The organism is Orbaceae bacterium BiB, from assembly GCA_036251205.1.
GTDB classification, from domain to species: Bacteria; Pseudomonadota; Gammaproteobacteria; order Enterobacterales; family Orbaceae; genus Orbus; species Orbus mooreae.
Window position 1 is genome coordinate 389,073 of record CP133958.1, and the last position, 15,787, is coordinate 404,859.

The following is a 15,787-nucleotide window of genomic DNA, read 5'->3' on the forward strand; positions in this document are numbered from 1 at the left end:
ATGACAGAACAAAACATAGATTATAAACATCCAGCATTTAAAGAATTTCTCCCTGAATGGGATTTGGTTAGTGATTGTGTGGATGGTGAAAGAAAAATAAAAAGTAAGCGCGAAAAATATTTACCACATCCAAGTTCAGACAGTAAAAATGATGATCCTGATTATATTAGATATAACGCATATTTAAGTAGAGCCGCATTTATTAACGCTACAGGAAGAACTTTGTCGGGATTACTTGGGATAGCATTCAATAAAGCGGCAAAAATAGAATTGAGTGGGGCAATAAGCGATCTTGAGCAAGATTCAGATGGTGAAGGACAGCCATTATCGCAATTGATTAGAGATGCGCTAAGTCAAAATCTTAAGCGTGGACGCGCTGGCATTCTTACTGATTATACAGGCGCTGGTATTCAAACAGAAGCAAGCAAAGGTAAACCGATATTAAGACTATTTTCAGCAAAACAAATTATTAACTGGCGAGTTACTAAAGGGAAAACATCCCTTGTTGTCGTTCATTATATTGAACCAGTTGATAATAAAGACAGCTTTAATATGACTCTAACCGACAACTGGATAGAATTACGGCTTATTGAGGACCTTGCTTATTCTCGGCGTTGGACTAAATCAACCAATGGATTTGAAATTGGAGAATTAATTGAATTAAAAGATTCTAATGGGATCGCGCTTAATGAGTTGCCATGGTCGTGGATTGGATCATCTAATAATGACCATACCCCAGATGCGCCCCCACTTGCCGATATTGCATACGTAAATATTAAACACTATCAAGCGGAAGCTGATATCGCAGAAGCGGCCCACACAGTAGGGCAGCCAATGGTCGCACTGACTGGGTTAACTGATGATTGGGCGGAAAAATATCTATCAAGAGGGTTCACAGTAGGTTCTAGGAAAGGCGTGTTACTTCCTGTTGGCGGAGATTTGAAATTCGGACAGCCTGAAGATAGAAATCTTGTTGTAACGGTCGCTGAACGTCGAGAAAAGCAAATGGCAATGTTAGGAGCTAAATTAGTTGAACGCAATAGTTCAGCAAGAACCGCAACACAAGCAGGCGATGAGGCTCAAACAGATAATTCAGTGTTATCTTTATGTGCTGGTAACGTTGAGCAAGCCATTAATAGAGCGTTGCAATTTGCTATTCAATTCGCTGGTGGTGGCGACGGAGCTGTAGAGCTTAATAAAAAATATGAAATAACCAATCTTGATTCTCAAGCGATAACTGCATTAATGGCTGCTGTTCAATCAGGTGGACTAAGGCTAATTGACTTTATTCGATATCAACAACGAACTGGATTAATTCCTTCCGACGAAAAACCAGACGATATACTCGAGCAGTTAAATACTCAAGATACTTTAAGTTTAGGTAACGCTTTATCACAAATGTCTTAGAGGTGCGTAAATGGCTGATTTAATACTCGACAATGCTATTATGGCGCAGTCAATGCTTGAAAGGTTAAAGGTAAATCAAAAACAAAAAGGTGTTAAATCAAGCAAAAGAATTAAAAAACTTATCGCCGCTAGTCTTTCTGATTTTAGCGGCAACATATCTTCAAAATCAAAAGCTGAAAAAATAATCAAAACGCTAAATACTGGGCTAAAACCTGCTTTTGATGAACAAGTCAACAGTTTAACAAAGCAAGTTAATCAGTCCGCATTACAGCTCGCAAACATTGAATACATGAGCTTCACACAAGTATTTGATGCCGATTCAGTAAATGAAGTAAATGGGGATGATTTAGAAAAAGCCTTACAGAATAACCCGCTATCACTTAAAAATTGGAATGGTCCATTATATCTATCTCAATTTATCGCTGCATGGGGATTATTATCGTTAACGCAAATAACCAACACGGTAACTCGTACATTTGCTGAAAATGGCAGTATTCAAACGCTATCAAACTACTTGTACAACGACAATGTAGTCGGGTATAGCGTGATATCTAAAGTTGCAAATGATTACGATGCGATAGCAAGTACAGCGTTACAGCACGCTCATAGCATATCAACAATTGAGTTTTATAAAGCCAATACTGATATTGTAGATAAAGAGGAATTTGCAGCGATTCTTGATAGTAAAACCTCTGCTGCATGCCGTGCGCTTGATGGAACAACTTATCCGGTTGGTAAAGGACCTCGACCTCCTTTGCATTTAAGATGCAGAAGTAGAATGCTGCCAGTAATAAATAACTGTTATGTTGAATTATTAGGGGGTGAGCCATTCAAACAATCAGTTTATGGTGAGGAAACTTATTATCAATGGCTTGAACGGCAAACAACTAAACGACAAGATATTGTATTAGGACCAACAAGAGGTAGGCTATTTCGAGAAGGGGGATTGTCACCTGAGCAGTTCGCAAAACTACAGCTACATAAAAACTTTCAACCTATGACATTAGAGGAAATGAAACAATTAGCTCCTGACGCTTTCGAGCGAGCAGGATTAACTTAACACCCCCCTTAATTGGGGTTTTTTTATAATTGGGATTTGAGATCCCATCATTTAACCAGAGGTTTTAAATGCTTAAATTTAAATTAACAAAAGAAGAGTTCGACGCTTTAGATGATACTCAAAAATCAATGTATACCGAAAGTGCAAATGGATATCAATTAGCTATAGAAGGCTTACCAGATGTTAGCGGGTTAACTAAAAAAGTTGAGGAATTGCTAGGTGAAAAGAAAACAGAGCAAGAAAAACGCCGAGCAGCAGAGGAAGAAGCTAAAAAGGTCGCTGAGGAACAGGCGCGCAAGAAAGGCGATATCGAGACATTAGAAAAAAGCTGGCAAGAAAAATTAACAAGCAGGGAAAAAGAATTGTTAGCTCAAATTAATGATCGCGATAGTCGATTGCATACTTTGCTCGTTGATAACGAAGCTCATCGGTTAGCTACCGCTTTAGCTGGTGATAGCGCTGATCTTATTTTGCCGCATATTAAAGCTCGATTAGCCGTAGAAGAAGGAAAAACCCGAGTTCTTGATCGTGATGGTAAACCGTCAGCGGCAACATTAGATGATTTAAGCAAAGAATTTCAAAGTAATAAGTTATTTGCACCCGTTATTATCGGGTCAAAAGCTAGCGGAACTGGAGGTGATGCTGGCAAAAAGAATCCAAATGCCGGAGGCGATGGACAACAACCAAATAAGCATGAGAATCCAATGGTTGCTCGTGCTCGTGAAATTTTATCTCAAAATCAGGAATAATTATGACTTTATATATTTTTCAACAACAAGTATCTACAGCTGCTACTGAATTAGTGGCTCAATCAGTGCAAGAATTTAATGCTGCATCAGGTGGCGCTTTAGTTCTCGGTAGCGGTGATCACATCGGTGATTATGTAGAACAAACATCATGGCAATTACTTGGTGGCTTAGCGCAGCGCCGTAACGCTTACGGAAGCGGAACATTAACTCCGCAAGAATTAGGTCAATTATTGGATCGCATGGTTAAAATCGATGGTCGTATCGGTCCTATCTCTGTGACACCTACAATGATGAAGCGCTTAGGCAAGGATGTTTCAGAAGCATCAGCGGTTGTAGCCGCGCAATCGGCAGAAGCGATGATTCAGGATTACCTAAATACTACTGGTTCAGCATTAAAAGCGGCAATCTCAACCAATACCGATGCAGTAACAGATTTATCTGAAGCAACAGTAGTGCCGCCGTCATTACGAGGTTTAAATAAAGGCGCTAAACCATTTGGTGATGCTTACTCTCGTCTAGTTACTTGGTTAATGGACGGCGCAACATTTAATGATTTCATTGATGAAACATTAACGAACGCCAATCGTTTATTCCAAATCGGCAATATCTCTATTATGCAAGATGGAATGGGGCGTCGCTTTGTTGTTTCAGATATCCCTGCACTATCTGATGGCGATTTGCAGCACGTTTTAGGTTTAACTGTTGGCGCTGCGGCTGTAACAACATCACCATTAATCATGAAAGCACAAGATGTTTTAGGTCAGGAAAACGTCAAAGCATTAATGCAAGGCGAATATGATTTTACTTTAGGTATTCGCGGATATCAATGGAGTAAAAACAATATTAAATCACCAACAAACGCTCAAATTAGTACTGCTGCGAATTGGTCACAAATTGCAACCAGTATCAAAGACACTGCTGGGGTTTTGGTTACATTTGGTAAACAAGCATCTGGTGAATAGTAATTCATGGGGTTAATCACCCCATTTCAAGGTGAACTATGTCTATTGAAATAACACTACAACAAGTTACAAAACAGTTGTCTTCTATGGGTTTTGTAACATCTGATTTTGTTCTTGAAGCAATGATTTCAATGGTTAATGGTATTGACGATTGCCTTGATGCTTCCGGTTATTCAGATGATGTGATTAAACTTATTAAAATGTATTCAGTTGTACTTTTGTTATCTTCATCAGATGTAAGAAAAGTATCATCTGAATCTGGACCTTCTGGCGCATCTCGATCTTACCAATATTTTGATGATGGTAGAAAGTTATTATTAGCAATGTTAGACAAATTAGATGTTAAAGGATGTACAAAGGTACTGCCGATTATTAAGGGCTGTACATTATTGCAGTTTAATGTTGTTAGGGGGTAACTGTGAGCTCATTAGCTAATTGGTCCTACACTGCAAAAGCAACAATTTGGCGATGCACGGGTGAAAATGAATATGGTAAGAAAACCTTTAGCGAGCCAGAGATCATTGATTGCGATTACGGCATGGATAAATCAGGCAAAATTGAGGCGTCAGGGCTAGGATTTGTTATAAAAAATACATTTTGGACTGAGTATGACAAAGCAAAGCCTGATGATTATATTTTACTTGGTGAAAGCCTTGAAGTTGACCCAATTAAAGCCGGTGCGGATATGATCAGGCATGTAATTAGATATGCCGATACATTAGAGCGTCTAGCTGATGATTTCGCACTAATTACGGCGGTGTAATATGGGTGTCAAAGTTAAAGGGGTAAAGCAAAGTATTGATAGGCTTAACGAGATTATTAACGATGTGGTAAACCGTAAAGCGGTGAGAGCAATACAAGCTTCAATTATTATTGGTGGAACACAGGCAGCATTATACACGCCAATAGATACATCAACGCTAATTAATAGCCAGTTTAGGGAAGTGATTGTTAACGGAACAAAATACACCGGTAGAGTTGGTTATAGTGCTGATTATGCTGCTTATGTTGCTGATCCTAATATCAAGATGAAATTTAGGCGATCAACAGCTAAAAAAGACTTTTTAAATAAAGGCTTTGAAGATACAGCAAGAATCAGGGATGAAGTAGTTAGAAAGGAAATGTCATTATGATGAAAATGTATCAAAAGGCGCGAGAGTATGTTGCTAAGTCAGGTTTGCTGGGTGGGGTAATTATTCAGTATCTTATTTGGAAAGATAAGGGCAAAGATAAAACTTACCTAGTATTCAGACCAAGCGGAGGCTCATCATTAAGTGGCTCATTAGGTAATGAGTATCACGTATTGATTGATTTCATTGCACCCGATAACGATCCTGAAAGCATCGATGATTTAGTGACAAACGTAGCTGAATACATAACTCAACACCAATTTGATGATTGTCTTGGATTCATTCAGGTTCTAGGAGCAATACCCACACCAGTAACAACAGAAGATGGTCGAATTGTATATCGATTGCAAATATCAATAAAACACGGAAATTAAACAATTACAGCCGCCTAGTGCGGTTTTTTTATTTTAGGAGATTAAATACATGGCTCAATGTACTGTTTCTAACGAAAAGCTATTTGGTGGTGCGGTTGTGCTCGAATTAGCGCATGGCTGCCCGGATTCCAAGCCCAAAGAAGCTGATTGGAAATTATTTATGGCTGGAACATCTAAAGGTTTGGATTTGAGTTTAAACACAGTAACAAGTGATGCGGATGATTCTGGCGCGTATTCTGAAAATATCGTTACTAATGCTGATTTAACTATTTCGTTTGAAGGCGAAGTAAGAAAAGCGGATGTATCTACAGAAATAGGGTTCCATTCAACACTTAAGTATATTCTTGATGAATTAACAGCTAAACGACAACCCACCGTATGGGTTCGTTTTAATCAAGGTGGCAGCTTATTAACTGCGTATATGGTTATTACATCTTATAGCTCAAGCGGCGGAACAAAAGATTTATACACATGTTCGGCTGAGTTCAAAGTTGCAAGCGGCGATACAGTCTCGTTAGAGCTTCAAGGAACAGCGCCAAGTGGTGAATAATTAATAGTAAAGGAAGGAACATGATTAGAGTTGATATTGGTGAAATATTAATAATACAAAAAACTAAAGGCTTTATTGGTGAGAAAGCTAAGGCGTTTAAATTGACCCCGTCTTTTGAAAATATAGCAAAAATTGGCGATTCGGAGCAAATTATTAATATCTATTCAACTCTAATCAACAATAAACATATACAGCTTCTTAAATCGTTCAATAAAAATATGAATAAAGTCATTGTGCATGAAATCAAAGCATGTATTAAAAAACAAGTTGAGTGTGCTAATTTAGTTATTTCGTGTTGCAGCAATGAAGACATAAGCAAATTAAAAATAACTCATGACACAAGAATAAATATAGCGACATCTCTTATGAGGTACGGTGTTAGTGGTAGAGCAAATGTTAGAGTGTCTCAGCGTAACGAAAGTAAAAATTATCAATCTAAATTTGATATCGACCAATATATAAATAACGCTCGCGTTCACTTAGGGTTACCATTAGATGAAGCTAAAAAGCTAACAATGACAGAATATATTCTTTTAATGGCAAATAAATTCCCAGATAACGAAAGCATGACTTCGAAAGATTATGATGAAGTGATGGATGAATATAAAAAGCATAAAGCAGAGCGTCTGAAACAGGCGGCAAGAGGTTAAGTATATGGCGACTTACACAGAGGGTAGTGTTGTTTATGAGGTCTCTCTTGATACTAAAAATTTACTAGAGAACTCAGGAAAAGTTCGAGAGCAAATGCTAAAGTTAAATGACAACGGAGAACTTGCCGCAAAAGGACTTAATAAAGTAGAGGCTTCAGCAAGCAGTGCAGGTAATTCACTAGGGAAGTTAACTACAATTGCAAAAGCAGTTAGTGCCGCTTTAATATCAAGTCAAATACTCGCATATGCACAAAGCTGGAATGAGCTAGAAGATAGGATCGGAAATACTGGTGCTACAGCAATCCAAACTAAAGAGATAATGGATAAACTGCTTGAGACTTCAAACCGTAACGGACGAACAATTGAGGAGTCATCAGAGTTATATATCAGACTATCTAACGCAATGAAAGAATTGGGTTATAGTGCTAATGATACACTAAGTTATATTGGTACATTGTCAAATTTAATGACAATTAATAAAACCAATGCGTTAGCCGCTCAGTCTGCAACCAATGCGTTAACTAAAGCTCAAATGGCGGGTAAATTAGCTGGTGAGAATGCTAACTCGGTATTTAATGCAATGCCAAGCATATTAAAAACTCTCGGTACTCAGCTGAAAAAAACTGAAACAGAAGTTCGACAAATGGCTTCTGATGGTAAGTTATCAATGAAAATATTCTCTGATGCTATGATCGGTGCAGAAAATGAAACCGCAGCATTTGCAGACAATATGAGAAATACAGTTAATGACGGTGTAACTCGTGTAACGAATAACTTAAAACAGTATCTAGGTAATTTAAATAACTCAACAGGTGCAACTAAGTTACTTGTTGATTCTCTTGTTTTAATGTCGCAACACGTTGATGTATTAGTCAATGGATTAGGCGTTCTTGCTGCTATCTACGCAGGAAAATATGTTACATCATTAGCTGCAGCGACAAAGCAAAGTGCAGAGAAAGTTATTACTGATATTAAACAAGCTGCATCAGAAAAAGCTGCCGCTCAATCTGCATTACAGCAAGCACAGGCAGAATTAGCGAATAGAGTTGCGGCTCAAAAATCAATGGTAGCACAACTTGAACTAGCACAAACAGAGCGCACTCGTAACGCGATAAGAGGACAGTTAAAAGCTAATACTATTGCACTAACTGTGGCAACTAATGCAGAAGCGGCGGCACAAGCTAGGCTAAATGCAGCATTAAAAGCATCATCATTTGCGGCTAATGGTTTGAAAAGCGCTATGAATATGCTTGGTGGTCCTGCTGGTATTTTATTGATCGCCGCTGGGGCATTTATCAGTTGGTCTACAAATGCAGAACAAGCTAAACAAAAATCATTAGAACTAGCTGATAATATTGATGCTTTGACTGATTCGTTTAAGAAAATGACTGCTGCACAAATGGATTCAGCTATTTATGATTTAGACAAAAAAATACAAAAACAAACCATTGTTATTAAAGAGCAGGAAGCTGCAATAAAGAACTTCCAAAAAACGAATAGCAATGTGGTTATGAGTACCGGAGTTGTTCTGTCTACAGACTATCAAGGCGAGCTAAAAAATTTAAAGGCTGAACTTGATACTATGCGACAAGTGTTAGATCAAGATAATGAATTAATGAGTAAGTATGTTGATGCACAAAAACGCGCAACAGAGTCAACTAAAGAACTAAAAGAATCAACTAAAGTTAAAAATGATGAATTCTCTAAAGATACCACTGATAACATCACGAAAAATATTGCTAAATTATCTCAAGAACTGGAAATAGCAGAGTTAAAACAAAAAGGATTAACTAAAGAAGCTTATATCTACCAAGGGGTATTATCTGCTCTCGGTGATGAAGCATCAAAGTATCAAGTGGCGTTAAAAGGATTGATAACTGGTACATCCGATATATCAAACTTAACTGATGAACATCGAGCTAAACTTGAACCACTAATTACATTGCTTGGGAAAATGTATAATGTAAACGCTCAAGGTGCGCCTAAAGTTAAAGCTGCATCGGAAAAATTAAAGGAGCTAAAGGACAACTTAAAAGGGTTAGCTGATCCGTTAGAAAAAGAAAATACCTCTTTTAATGAATCAGCAAAAGTTTTAAAGGACTCTTTAACTCAAAAACTACTAACACAAGAGCAGTATGATAAAAAGTCAGAGCAACTTCAAAAACAACATCAATTGAATTTAGCAAAAATAAACTCTGATGAGTATGTTTCTCAAAAGTCTCAAGCTGTAGCGCAAGTTGATCCGGTTCAAGCTCTCATGAATGAGCAAACTAGAAAGCTAGCTTTAATCAAGGAGTTTGAAAAGAATAAATCCATAAGTGAACAGCAAGCATTAGAGTTACGAGAAGCGGCTAATCACCAGTATGAGCAAAATCGCATCAATGCTCAGTGGGAAATTTGGCGTAATCAAAGCGAGGCTAATGAGTTTTTAGCCAGTTCCCTTGAGGGATTAGCAAGTAGTGCAACAAGTACCATTTCTGGATTAATGTCAGGCACGATGAGTGCAACAGATGCAATGCAAAACTTTGCTAACGTAATTCTAAATGAAACTATTGGATCACTGGTTCAAATGGGCTTGCAACAGGTTAAAAATGCAATCACGAGTCAAGCTGCAACAGCAGGAGCAACAGCAGCACAAATTACCGAAGCCGCAGCCTTAGAGACCGCTTGGACTGGTGCCGCCATACAAGCATCAATCGCTACTCAAGGTGCTGCCGCCACAATTGGGCAATCATCTTATATGCAAGCGATTGGAACAATGAGGGCTGTAGCTATTGCTGGTGGACGTGAGCATGGAGGAACTGTTAACGCTGATTCAATGTATCGAGTTGGTGAGGGCGGCAAACCTGAAATACTTATGTCTGGTGGTAAACAATATATGATCCCCGGTGAAAATGGCAGAGTTCTAAGTAATCGTGAAATAACATCAAGTAGTGGTGGAAAGTCAGGAGTATCTCTTAGCTTTAACATGCCAATAGACATTGGAGATAGTAGCGTTTCTGAGCAAGACGGTCAGCAACTAGCTAAATTAGTTGAGCAAGTAGTTAAAGCGAAAATTCAAAGCGAAATGAGGCCGGGCGGATTGCTTAATAAGCGTTGATTTAACTTAACCAATCTTATACCATTAACCTAAATTAATATATAAGGAAGGTCATATGAGAAAGTTAATGCTATTAGGCTTGTTTGGTTTTTTGCAGGCTGGATGCAGTGAAGAGAAAATAACTAAAGATTTTCTAAATGGCGAATGGATTTGTAATCAAAAAGTATTTAAAAAGAGTGATTTAGAAGCTAATTATGAAGAGCCAATTAAAACTGAAAGGCAAAAAAGGATTTTTAAATTTGATGGGGATGACTTGTATTCTTACTCTTCTAAAACAGGGGAAAAAGAATACTTAATCAAAATTGACGCTATTAATGATGATAGCCCGCAGGTAGAAAATACAGAAGATGAAAAAATAACGACCATCAGTAAATTTAAAAAAGATAATTCTGAGCAGTGGACTTGGATTCACGAAGTTATACATTTTAGTAAAACTCTTGATTTAAGTGACAGTAAGGAAAAGTATGAAACAGTCTGTACCAGAATAAAATAAAGCCCATCAGGGCTTATTTTTTGTCTTGATTGCTTAAATATGACACAGTCTTGGTTAATCCCTCAATAACGGATTGTTGAGATTTTATTAATTCTTGCTGATCAAATATTATTGATTTTAAATCATCAATTTCGATATAAAAATCAGCTTCACGGTCAGACTGTACGTAAAATGAATCTTCTAGTCTGAAATTAACCTCTGCGGTGAAAGAGCGACCGCTAGTTTTTGCTGATTCGTCTAATCTGTCTTTTAGATCCTGCGATATTCTAATTCGCAATTGATAAGTTTCAATACTCATAATCAATCCAATAAAAATTTTATATATTATTAAACACTATCCTATTGACATCAAGTCCTCTAATTGAGTATTATGGTTCTCATATTGAGTATTTAATTAAACGGGAGGTTAAATGAAAGATGCACAGCAAATGCCACAGAAAAAATTTCGTTATCCACAGGAGCTCTTAGATGTGATAAATCGCGAAGCTGAGTTTAATAATCGCTCCTCAAATGGTGAGGTGATTCATAAATTACAAATTGCTTATGGATTAAAGAAAAAAGAGGAGGAAAGAAAAATTGAAGGTGTATAAAAAACTAAAGGCTCTAACTGCGCTAACAGCTAAAGCCCTAAACCAAGTTAACCACAAACGCTTAAATAAGGATTAAACTTATGAATAACACTAACATAAATACTTCAAATTGTCCAGTAACAGTACCATTTTATGGTAATAGCTTATATTTAGTTAATAATAACAATGAGCCTTACGTTCCTATGAAACCTATTGTCGATGGCATGGGGCTAGATTGGGGCGCACAGTTTACAAAGATCAAAAACAAGTTTAATTCAACTATTGCGGAAATCACAATAGTTGCTTCTGATGGTAAAAATAGAATGATGTCTTGCTTACCACTTCGCAAACTTCCTGCATGGCTATATTCAATTCAACCTAATAAGGTTAAGCCTGAGTTAAAAGATACAGTAATTAAGTATCAGGAAGAATGTGACGAGGTGTTATGGCAATACTGGACAAAAGGGCAGGCAACAAAAGAAAGCGTAAAATCGTCGTTCAAATCTTACTTACCAGAATATCGTCAAGCTAAAGCTATGGATTTAGCTGTTAAAGCATTGGATAGGATGTTTGCTAATTTACCTCATTTAGGTGAACAATCTAAACAGGTTATTTATGCTGACACAATCAATCCGATAGCTGGTAAAAATGTAATCCCTTTACCTAAGTTAGAAAATAAAACCTTTTCAGCGACAGAGGCAGGGGAAAAATTAGGAATATCCTCAAATAAAATAGGTCGAATGGCTAATAATCTTCACTTAAAAACAGAGGAGTACGGAATATTTGTACTGGATAAGTCTCGTCACTCTGATAAACAAGTGGAAACTTTCAGATATAACCAAAAAGCTATTGACGTTATTGCAAATCATTTAACAGTAGCAGCTTAACCAACCAATTTAAAACTAAGCCACCGCTAAGAGTGGCAACTTTGAGGATTACTAATATGCAAAACCAACTAATATTTAATAACATGCCTTTAACTGTTACTAACATGAATAATCAAATCTGGTTAACTTCGGCAGAACTAGCAAAAGCTTTACAGTATAAGTCCGCAAAATCAGTTACTAATATTTTCAATGTTAATTCTGATGAATTTACGAGTAATATGTCTCAGGTCATTGAATCAGTGACCTCAGGAAATTATACAAAAAAGGTGCGTATTTTCTCACTTCGAGGTGCTCATTTAATAGCTATGTTCTCGCGAACAGCTATAGCAAAAGATTTTAGAAAATGGGTGCTTGATATTTTGGATAGAGAAAGTGGAGTAGTTAAAATTAATGACTTAATCGCTCATTCTCAAAAACAAGAATTAATCAGAACAATTAATCGATGCGTAGATCGCATTAAAGAGCATTGCAATGATATATCAATCCATTTATGTAAAAATTTTAACATTAACCAACTTGACGAATTGCCGCTTCAAAACTTAGTGATGCTATTGAGTTTTTAAATTCAATATCTAAAAAAGATGTTGTAGGCATGCGTTATCTTGTCGAAGTTAAGATCACTGATTACATGTTTAACGGTGAGAAAACTATTTTAGGCAAGTGTAACGAATTTAACGCACTGCTTACTCATTTAGCATTGGATCTAGGATATAAGATAGAACGCCTATCAACTAATCCGAAAACGTTATCATTTTAAACAAAGCCCCTTAACTGGGGTTTTTTATTGTGTAATAAAAGTGGTTATAGTGGTTATAAAATTATTGACTTTATATTTTTAGTGGGTATAATAACTACTATTAAATAACAAAACAGAGGAGATAATGAATAGCAAGGAATTAGTTAAGATGTTAGAAAAAGATGGTTGGTACTTAGTTAGAGTTAAAGGTAGTCATCATCACTTCAAGCATCAAATAAAAAAGGGATTAGTAACAGTACCGCATCCCAAAAAAGATTTAAAAGATAAAACAATTAAATCGATACTAAATCAAGCAGGGTTATAAGCCCTGCTATATTACTAGCTGTTTATTATCTCCTTATAGAGGTGAATTATGTTATATCCAGTAGCTATTGAATTAGGTGATGAAAATCACGCATATGGTGTTATTGTTCCAGATATTGCTGGGTGCTTTTCTGCTGGTGATACGATGGAAGAAGCATTAGAAAGCACTAAAGAAGCAATTGCTAGTCATATTGAGATTTTAGTTGGGGATGGTGAAAAAATTCCAGCTCCAACAGATATTAAAAACTATATTAATAATGATGAGTATAAAGGTTTAGTTTTTGCAGTTGTTGATGTTGATTTAACTCATTTAATGGGTGGAGCTGAAAAAATCAATATTACATTGCCTAAAAAACTTTTAAAGGAGATTGATCGTATTGTTGCGAGTAATCCGAAATATAAAAGCAGAAGTGGTTTTCTTGCTGACGTATCATTAGAAAAAGTAATAAGACTTTAATCAATTGTCGCAAAATACAAACCCTCTTCGGAGGGTTTTTTATTGCCTAAAATCAGGAGAAAAAATGCAAAAATTCTGGTGGAATATACAAAATAGCTCTCAAATATCAATATCACCAAAGGTGAAAGTAATTAAATTTGGTGATGGATATGAGCAAAGAGTACAAGATGGGATCAATAATAATTTAAGAAGCTTTAGCGTCACCCTGATTGGTTTGAGAGATGAATTAACATGGGCTTTAAAGTTTCTAAATGAGCACGGAGGGGTGAGGTCTTTTTTGTGGAGAGAGCCAAGTGAGTATGATGATATAAAAGTTGTATGTAGGACGTGGACGTCATCGCCGAATAGAGGTGCAATGACAATAAACGCAACATTTGAAGAGGTAGTGTCATGACATCACCAGTACCAACTAATACAATTAAGTTACTTAATCGATTTGAGCAAGGAACAATTATCGAGCTTTATGACGTTGATATTTCTAAAATAGTTGGAACTCAAACGATATTTAGGTTTCACGCTGGCTTAAATAAGCTCAGGCAATCTGTTGTGTGGCAGGGTAAAGTTTATGACCCATATCCAATACAGGTCACTGGTTTTCAAAAGAACGGACAAGGCACGAGTAATCGCCCAACAATGGCGGTATCAAATGCTTTTGGATTAATTACCGGGTTGAGTCGTAACTATGATGACATGCTTGGTGGGGTAGTGACGAGGCATCAAGTTCTTGCTGAATTTTTGGATGCAGTTAATTTTGATGGCGGCAACGATAAAGCCGATCCAACTCAAGAAATCCTATCTCGTTATGTAATCGAAAGAATGACTGCGCTAAATAGCGAGTCTGCATCGTTTGAACTTGCCCTACCATGCGAAAGTGACGGCGCTTTATTGCCGGCACGAGTGATTATTGCTCATACATGTTGCTGGAAATATCGAAGTTCAGAGTGTAGCTATACGGGTGGTGCGGTTGCTGATGAGTTCGATAAAGAGACTGGCGATATAACAAAAGATAAATGCTCTCACTCGCTAAATGGTTGCAAATTACGATTTGGAGCAAATAGTATTCTCCCTTTCGGTGGTTTTCCAAGTTCTGCGAAATTGAGTTAATACGATGAAAAAGCAAATATTTAATCACGCTAAACAGTGCGGTGAGGCTGAGTGTTGCGGATTGGTTATCGATAATAACGTTTACATGCCATGTCGCAATATCGCCTATGACCCAATTAACAACTTTGAAATATCAGTCGATGATTGGATAGAAGCAAGCGAAAAAGGACAAATAACGGCTGTTGTTCATTCTCATCCTAATGGAATGCCGATCTTGAGCCAAGCCGATCAGTTTTATCAACAGAAAACGGCCGTCGATTGGTGGCTGGTTTGTGATAATCACATTTATCAATTCAGATACATTAAGCCATTAATAGGTCGTGAGTTTGAGCATGGACACGCTGACTGCTTAACGATGGTGCTTGATGCTTATATGCTACTAGGGGTTAATCTACCTAACTATGAAAGAGAAGACAATTGGTGGGATAACGGCAAAGATTATTATATTGATTCGCTACCCAAAAATGATTTTCACCAGGTTAAACTTTCTGAAATTAAAGAGGGTGATGTCATCTTATTTTCGCTTAATAGTCAAGTTGCAAACCATGCGGCGGTTTATATTGGCAATAACGAAATACTTCACCATCTACCCAAACGTTTATCGAAACGTGACTTGTTCAGCGGTTACTGGCTTAAACATTATCATTCAATTTGGAGACATGGAAAATGGCCACTATCAAATTTTACGGCAATCTTAAACAATATGGCGATAAATACAAAATAAACGCAGAGACAGCTGCGGAAGCATTAAACTGCTTATACACTCAAATTAAAGGACTTAAGAAAGATATCATTAATGGCTATTTTAGGGTCCGCATCAATAAAAAAGATGTTTCTGAAAACACACTTCAATTTGGACTTCAATCAAAATTACCAACAGATGCCGTGATTCATATTGTTCCTGTGGCTGCTGGGGCTAAAAATGGTGGGCTATTTCAAGTCATATTAGGCGCAGCATTGGTTGCGGTGGTTTTTTTTGCTTTTGGGACAACGTCAACTATCGGGCTTGCAATGATGGCAGGTGGTGCTGGGCTGATGCTTGGTGGCGTTGCTCAGATGCTAACCAAAACCCCCTCAACGGATAACTCATCTGAAGTTACTAAAAAAAGCACATCATTTTCAAGCTTAAGTAATTCGATAGCTCAAGGAGCTCCAATACCGCTGATTTACGGAAAAATAATGGTGGGTTCAAAAGTGTTATCACAAGGACTGGAAACAATGGATACGGAGTAAAT

General features: G+C 37.2%; 22 protein-coding genes. 21 read left to right on the forward strand and 1 reads right to left on the reverse strand.

Translation table 11 applies throughout. From position 1 onward, the window contains the following. From RHO11_01800 to RHO11_01855, 12 genes are all read left to right on the forward strand, one after another. Complete coding sequence (locus RHO11_01800; protein ID WVD61886.1) at positions 1 to 1,407, forward strand: DUF4055 domain-containing protein; 1,407 nt, start codon at positions 1 to 3, stop codon at positions 1,405 to 1,407. Positions 1,408 to 1,417: 10 nt separating this feature from the next. Continuing rightward, positions 1,418 to 2,467: a hypothetical protein gene (locus RHO11_01805; protein ID WVD61887.1), complete on the forward strand. Its 1,050-nt coding sequence runs from the start codon at positions 1,418 to 1,420 to the stop codon at positions 2,465 to 2,467. A gap of 68 nt (positions 2,468 to 2,535) precedes the next feature. After that, positions 2,536 to 3,216, forward strand: coding sequence for a hypothetical protein (locus RHO11_01810; GenBank protein ID WVD61888.1), 681 nt, complete (start codon positions 2,536 to 2,538; stop codon positions 3,214 to 3,216). 2 nt (positions 3,217 to 3,218) lie between these two features. Continuing rightward, positions 3,219 to 4,178: a major capsid protein gene (locus tag RHO11_01815; protein WVD61889.1), complete on the forward strand. Its 960-nt coding sequence runs from the start codon at positions 3,219 to 3,221 to the stop codon at positions 4,176 to 4,178. Positions 4,179 to 4,264: 86 nt separating this feature from the next. Beyond that, positions 4,265 to 4,594: a hypothetical protein gene (locus tag RHO11_01820; GenBank protein WVD61890.1), complete on the forward strand. Its 330-nt coding sequence runs from the start codon at positions 4,265 to 4,267 to the stop codon at positions 4,592 to 4,594. 2 nt (positions 4,595 to 4,596) lie between these two features. Next, complete coding sequence (locus tag RHO11_01825; GenBank protein WVD61891.1) at positions 4,597 to 4,941, forward strand: hypothetical protein; 345 nt, start codon at positions 4,597 to 4,599, stop codon at positions 4,939 to 4,941. Position 4,942: 1 nt separating this feature from the next. Further along, complete coding sequence (locus RHO11_01830) at positions 4,943 to 5,311, forward strand: hypothetical protein (protein WVD61892.1); 369 nt, start codon at positions 4,943 to 4,945, stop codon at positions 5,309 to 5,311. Further along, the gene (locus tag RHO11_01835) at positions 5,308 to 5,682 is read left to right on the forward strand and encodes a hypothetical protein (protein WVD61893.1); all 375 of its coding nucleotides are present in this window, start codon (positions 5,308 to 5,310) and stop codon (positions 5,680 to 5,682) included. Before RHO11_01830 ends, RHO11_01835 begins: the two co-directional genes overlap by 4 nt. Positions 5,683 to 5,731: 49 nt before the next feature. Beyond that, positions 5,732 to 6,232: a hypothetical protein gene (locus RHO11_01840; GenBank protein ID WVD61894.1), complete on the forward strand. Its 501-nt coding sequence runs from the start codon at positions 5,732 to 5,734 to the stop codon at positions 6,230 to 6,232. Positions 6,233 to 6,252: 20 nt separating this feature from the next. Further along, positions 6,253 to 6,882 carry a DUF6246 family protein gene (locus tag RHO11_01845; protein ID WVD61895.1) on the forward strand — a complete coding sequence of 210 codons (630 nt, stop codon included), beginning with the start codon at positions 6,253 to 6,255 and terminating at the stop codon, positions 6,880 to 6,882. Positions 6,883 to 6,886: 4 nt separating this feature from the next. Next, positions 6,887 to 9,982, forward strand: a complete 3,096-nt coding sequence (locus RHO11_01850) for a tape measure protein (protein ID WVD61896.1) — start codon at positions 6,887 to 6,889, stop codon at positions 9,980 to 9,982. A 55-nt stretch (positions 9,983 to 10,037) separates the two neighbouring features. Continuing rightward, positions 10,038 to 10,475 (forward strand): hypothetical protein, encoded by a 438-nt coding sequence (locus tag RHO11_01855; protein WVD61897.1) that lies wholly within the window; start codon positions 10,038 to 10,040, stop codon positions 10,473 to 10,475. A gap of 13 nt (positions 10,476 to 10,488) precedes the next feature. Here RHO11_01855 and RHO11_01860 read toward each other — a convergent pair whose 3' ends face one another. Continuing rightward, positions 10,489 to 10,773 (reverse strand): TraY domain-containing protein, encoded by a 285-nt coding sequence (locus RHO11_01860; protein ID WVD61898.1) that lies wholly within the window; start codon positions 10,771 to 10,773, stop codon positions 10,489 to 10,491. Positions 10,774 to 10,885: 112 nt separating this feature from the next. Between RHO11_01860 and RHO11_01865 the strand changes: the two genes are divergently transcribed. The 9 genes from RHO11_01865 to RHO11_01905 all read left to right on the forward strand — a co-directional run bounded on the left by RHO11_01865 (position 10,886) and on the right by RHO11_01905 (position 15,785). Next, on the forward strand, positions 10,886 to 11,065 hold the full coding sequence (locus tag RHO11_01865; protein ID WVD61899.1) for an Arc family DNA-binding protein: 180 nt from the start codon (positions 10,886 to 10,888) through the stop codon (positions 11,063 to 11,065). Positions 11,066 to 11,145: 80 nt separating this feature from the next. Next, positions 11,146 to 11,931, forward strand: a complete 786-nt coding sequence (locus RHO11_01870; GenBank protein ID WVD61900.1) for a phage antirepressor N-terminal domain-containing protein — start codon at positions 11,146 to 11,148, stop codon at positions 11,929 to 11,931. Between the two features lie 56 nt (positions 11,932 to 11,987). Then, positions 11,988 to 12,494, forward strand: a complete 507-nt coding sequence (locus RHO11_01875) for a BRO family protein (protein WVD61901.1) — start codon at positions 11,988 to 11,990, stop codon at positions 12,492 to 12,494. 318 nt (positions 12,495 to 12,812) lie between these two features. After that, positions 12,813 to 12,992, forward strand: a complete 180-nt coding sequence (locus RHO11_01880) for a type II toxin-antitoxin system HicA family toxin (GenBank protein ID WVD61902.1) — start codon at positions 12,813 to 12,815, stop codon at positions 12,990 to 12,992. Between the two features lie 48 nt (positions 12,993 to 13,040). Then, positions 13,041 to 13,448, forward strand: a complete 408-nt coding sequence (locus tag RHO11_01885; GenBank protein ID WVD61903.1) for a type II toxin-antitoxin system HicB family antitoxin — start codon at positions 13,041 to 13,043, stop codon at positions 13,446 to 13,448. Positions 13,449 to 13,512: 64 nt separating this feature from the next. Next, complete coding sequence (locus RHO11_01890; protein ID WVD61904.1) at positions 13,513 to 13,842, forward strand: phage tail protein; 330 nt, start codon at positions 13,513 to 13,515, stop codon at positions 13,840 to 13,842. Then, positions 13,839 to 14,552, forward strand: coding sequence for a phage minor tail protein L (locus RHO11_01895; protein WVD61905.1), 714 nt, complete (start codon positions 13,839 to 13,841; stop codon positions 14,550 to 14,552). Before RHO11_01890 ends, RHO11_01895 begins: the two co-directional genes overlap by 4 nt. Positions 14,553 to 14,556: 4 nt before the next feature. Beyond that, positions 14,557 to 15,276 carry a C40 family peptidase gene (locus RHO11_01900; protein ID WVD61906.1) on the forward strand — a complete coding sequence of 240 codons (720 nt, stop codon included), beginning with the start codon at positions 14,557 to 14,559 and terminating at the stop codon, positions 15,274 to 15,276. Further along, positions 15,219 to 15,785: a tail assembly protein gene (locus RHO11_01905; GenBank protein ID WVD61907.1), complete on the forward strand. Its 567-nt coding sequence runs from the start codon at positions 15,219 to 15,221 to the stop codon at positions 15,783 to 15,785. The genes RHO11_01900 and RHO11_01905 overlap by 58 nt, the downstream gene beginning before the upstream one ends. The last annotated feature ends 2 nt before the right edge of the window (positions 15,786 to 15,787 follow it).

Excerpts from the sequence above, each read along its gene's own strand:
- RHO11_01805 (WVD61887.1), top strand. The coding sequence starts at position 1,418 with ATGGCTGATTTAATACTCGACAATGCTATTATGGCGCAGTCAATGCTT.
- RHO11_01865 (WVD61899.1), top strand. The coding sequence starts at position 10,886 with ATGAAAGATGCACAGCAAATGCCACAGAAAAAATTTCGTTATCCACAG.
- RHO11_01835 (WVD61893.1), top strand. The coding sequence starts at position 5,308 with ATGATGAAAATGTATCAAAAGGCGCGAGAGTATGTTGCTAAGTCAGGT.
- RHO11_01840 (WVD61894.1), top strand. The coding sequence starts at position 5,732 with ATGGCTCAATGTACTGTTTCTAACGAAAAGCTATTTGGTGGTGCGGTT.
- RHO11_01855 (WVD61897.1), top strand. The coding sequence starts at position 10,038 with ATGAGAAAGTTAATGCTATTAGGCTTGTTTGGTTTTTTGCAGGCTGGA.
- RHO11_01875 (WVD61901.1), top strand. The coding sequence starts at position 11,988 with ATGCAAAACCAACTAATATTTAATAACATGCCTTTAACTGTTACTAAC.
- RHO11_01815 (WVD61889.1), top strand. The coding sequence starts at position 3,219 with ATGACTTTATATATTTTTCAACAACAAGTATCTACAGCTGCTACTGAA.
- RHO11_01870 (WVD61900.1), top strand. The coding sequence starts at position 11,146 with ATGAATAACACTAACATAAATACTTCAAATTGTCCAGTAACAGTACCA.
- RHO11_01830 (WVD61892.1), top strand. The coding sequence starts at position 4,943 with ATGGGTGTCAAAGTTAAAGGGGTAAAGCAAAGTATTGATAGGCTTAAC.
- RHO11_01880 (WVD61902.1), top strand. The coding sequence starts at position 12,813 with ATGAATAGCAAGGAATTAGTTAAGATGTTAGAAAAAGATGGTTGGTAC.
- RHO11_01800 (WVD61886.1), top strand. The coding sequence starts at position 1 with ATGACAGAACAAAACATAGATTATAAACATCCAGCATTTAAAGAATTT.
- RHO11_01820 (WVD61890.1), top strand. The coding sequence starts at position 4,265 with ATGGGTTTTGTAACATCTGATTTTGTTCTTGAAGCAATGATTTCAATG.
- RHO11_01810 (WVD61888.1), top strand. The coding sequence starts at position 2,536 with ATGCTTAAATTTAAATTAACAAAAGAAGAGTTCGACGCTTTAGATGAT.
- RHO11_01860 (WVD61898.1), bottom strand. The coding sequence starts at position 10,773 with ATGAGTATTGAAACTTATCAATTGCGAATTAGAATATCGCAGGATCTA.
- RHO11_01905 (WVD61907.1), top strand. The coding sequence starts at position 15,219 with ATGGCCACTATCAAATTTTACGGCAATCTTAAACAATATGGCGATAAA.
- RHO11_01850 (WVD61896.1), top strand. The coding sequence starts at position 6,887 with ATGGCGACTTACACAGAGGGTAGTGTTGTTTATGAGGTCTCTCTTGAT.
- RHO11_01895 (WVD61905.1), top strand. The coding sequence starts at position 13,839 with ATGACATCACCAGTACCAACTAATACAATTAAGTTACTTAATCGATTT.
- RHO11_01885 (WVD61903.1), top strand. The coding sequence starts at position 13,041 with ATGTTATATCCAGTAGCTATTGAATTAGGTGATGAAAATCACGCATAT.
- RHO11_01845 (WVD61895.1), top strand. The coding sequence starts at position 6,253 with ATGATTAGAGTTGATATTGGTGAAATATTAATAATACAAAAAACTAAA.
- RHO11_01900 (WVD61906.1), top strand. The coding sequence starts at position 14,557 with ATGAAAAAGCAAATATTTAATCACGCTAAACAGTGCGGTGAGGCTGAG.
- RHO11_01890 (WVD61904.1), top strand. The coding sequence starts at position 13,513 with ATGCAAAAATTCTGGTGGAATATACAAAATAGCTCTCAAATATCAATA.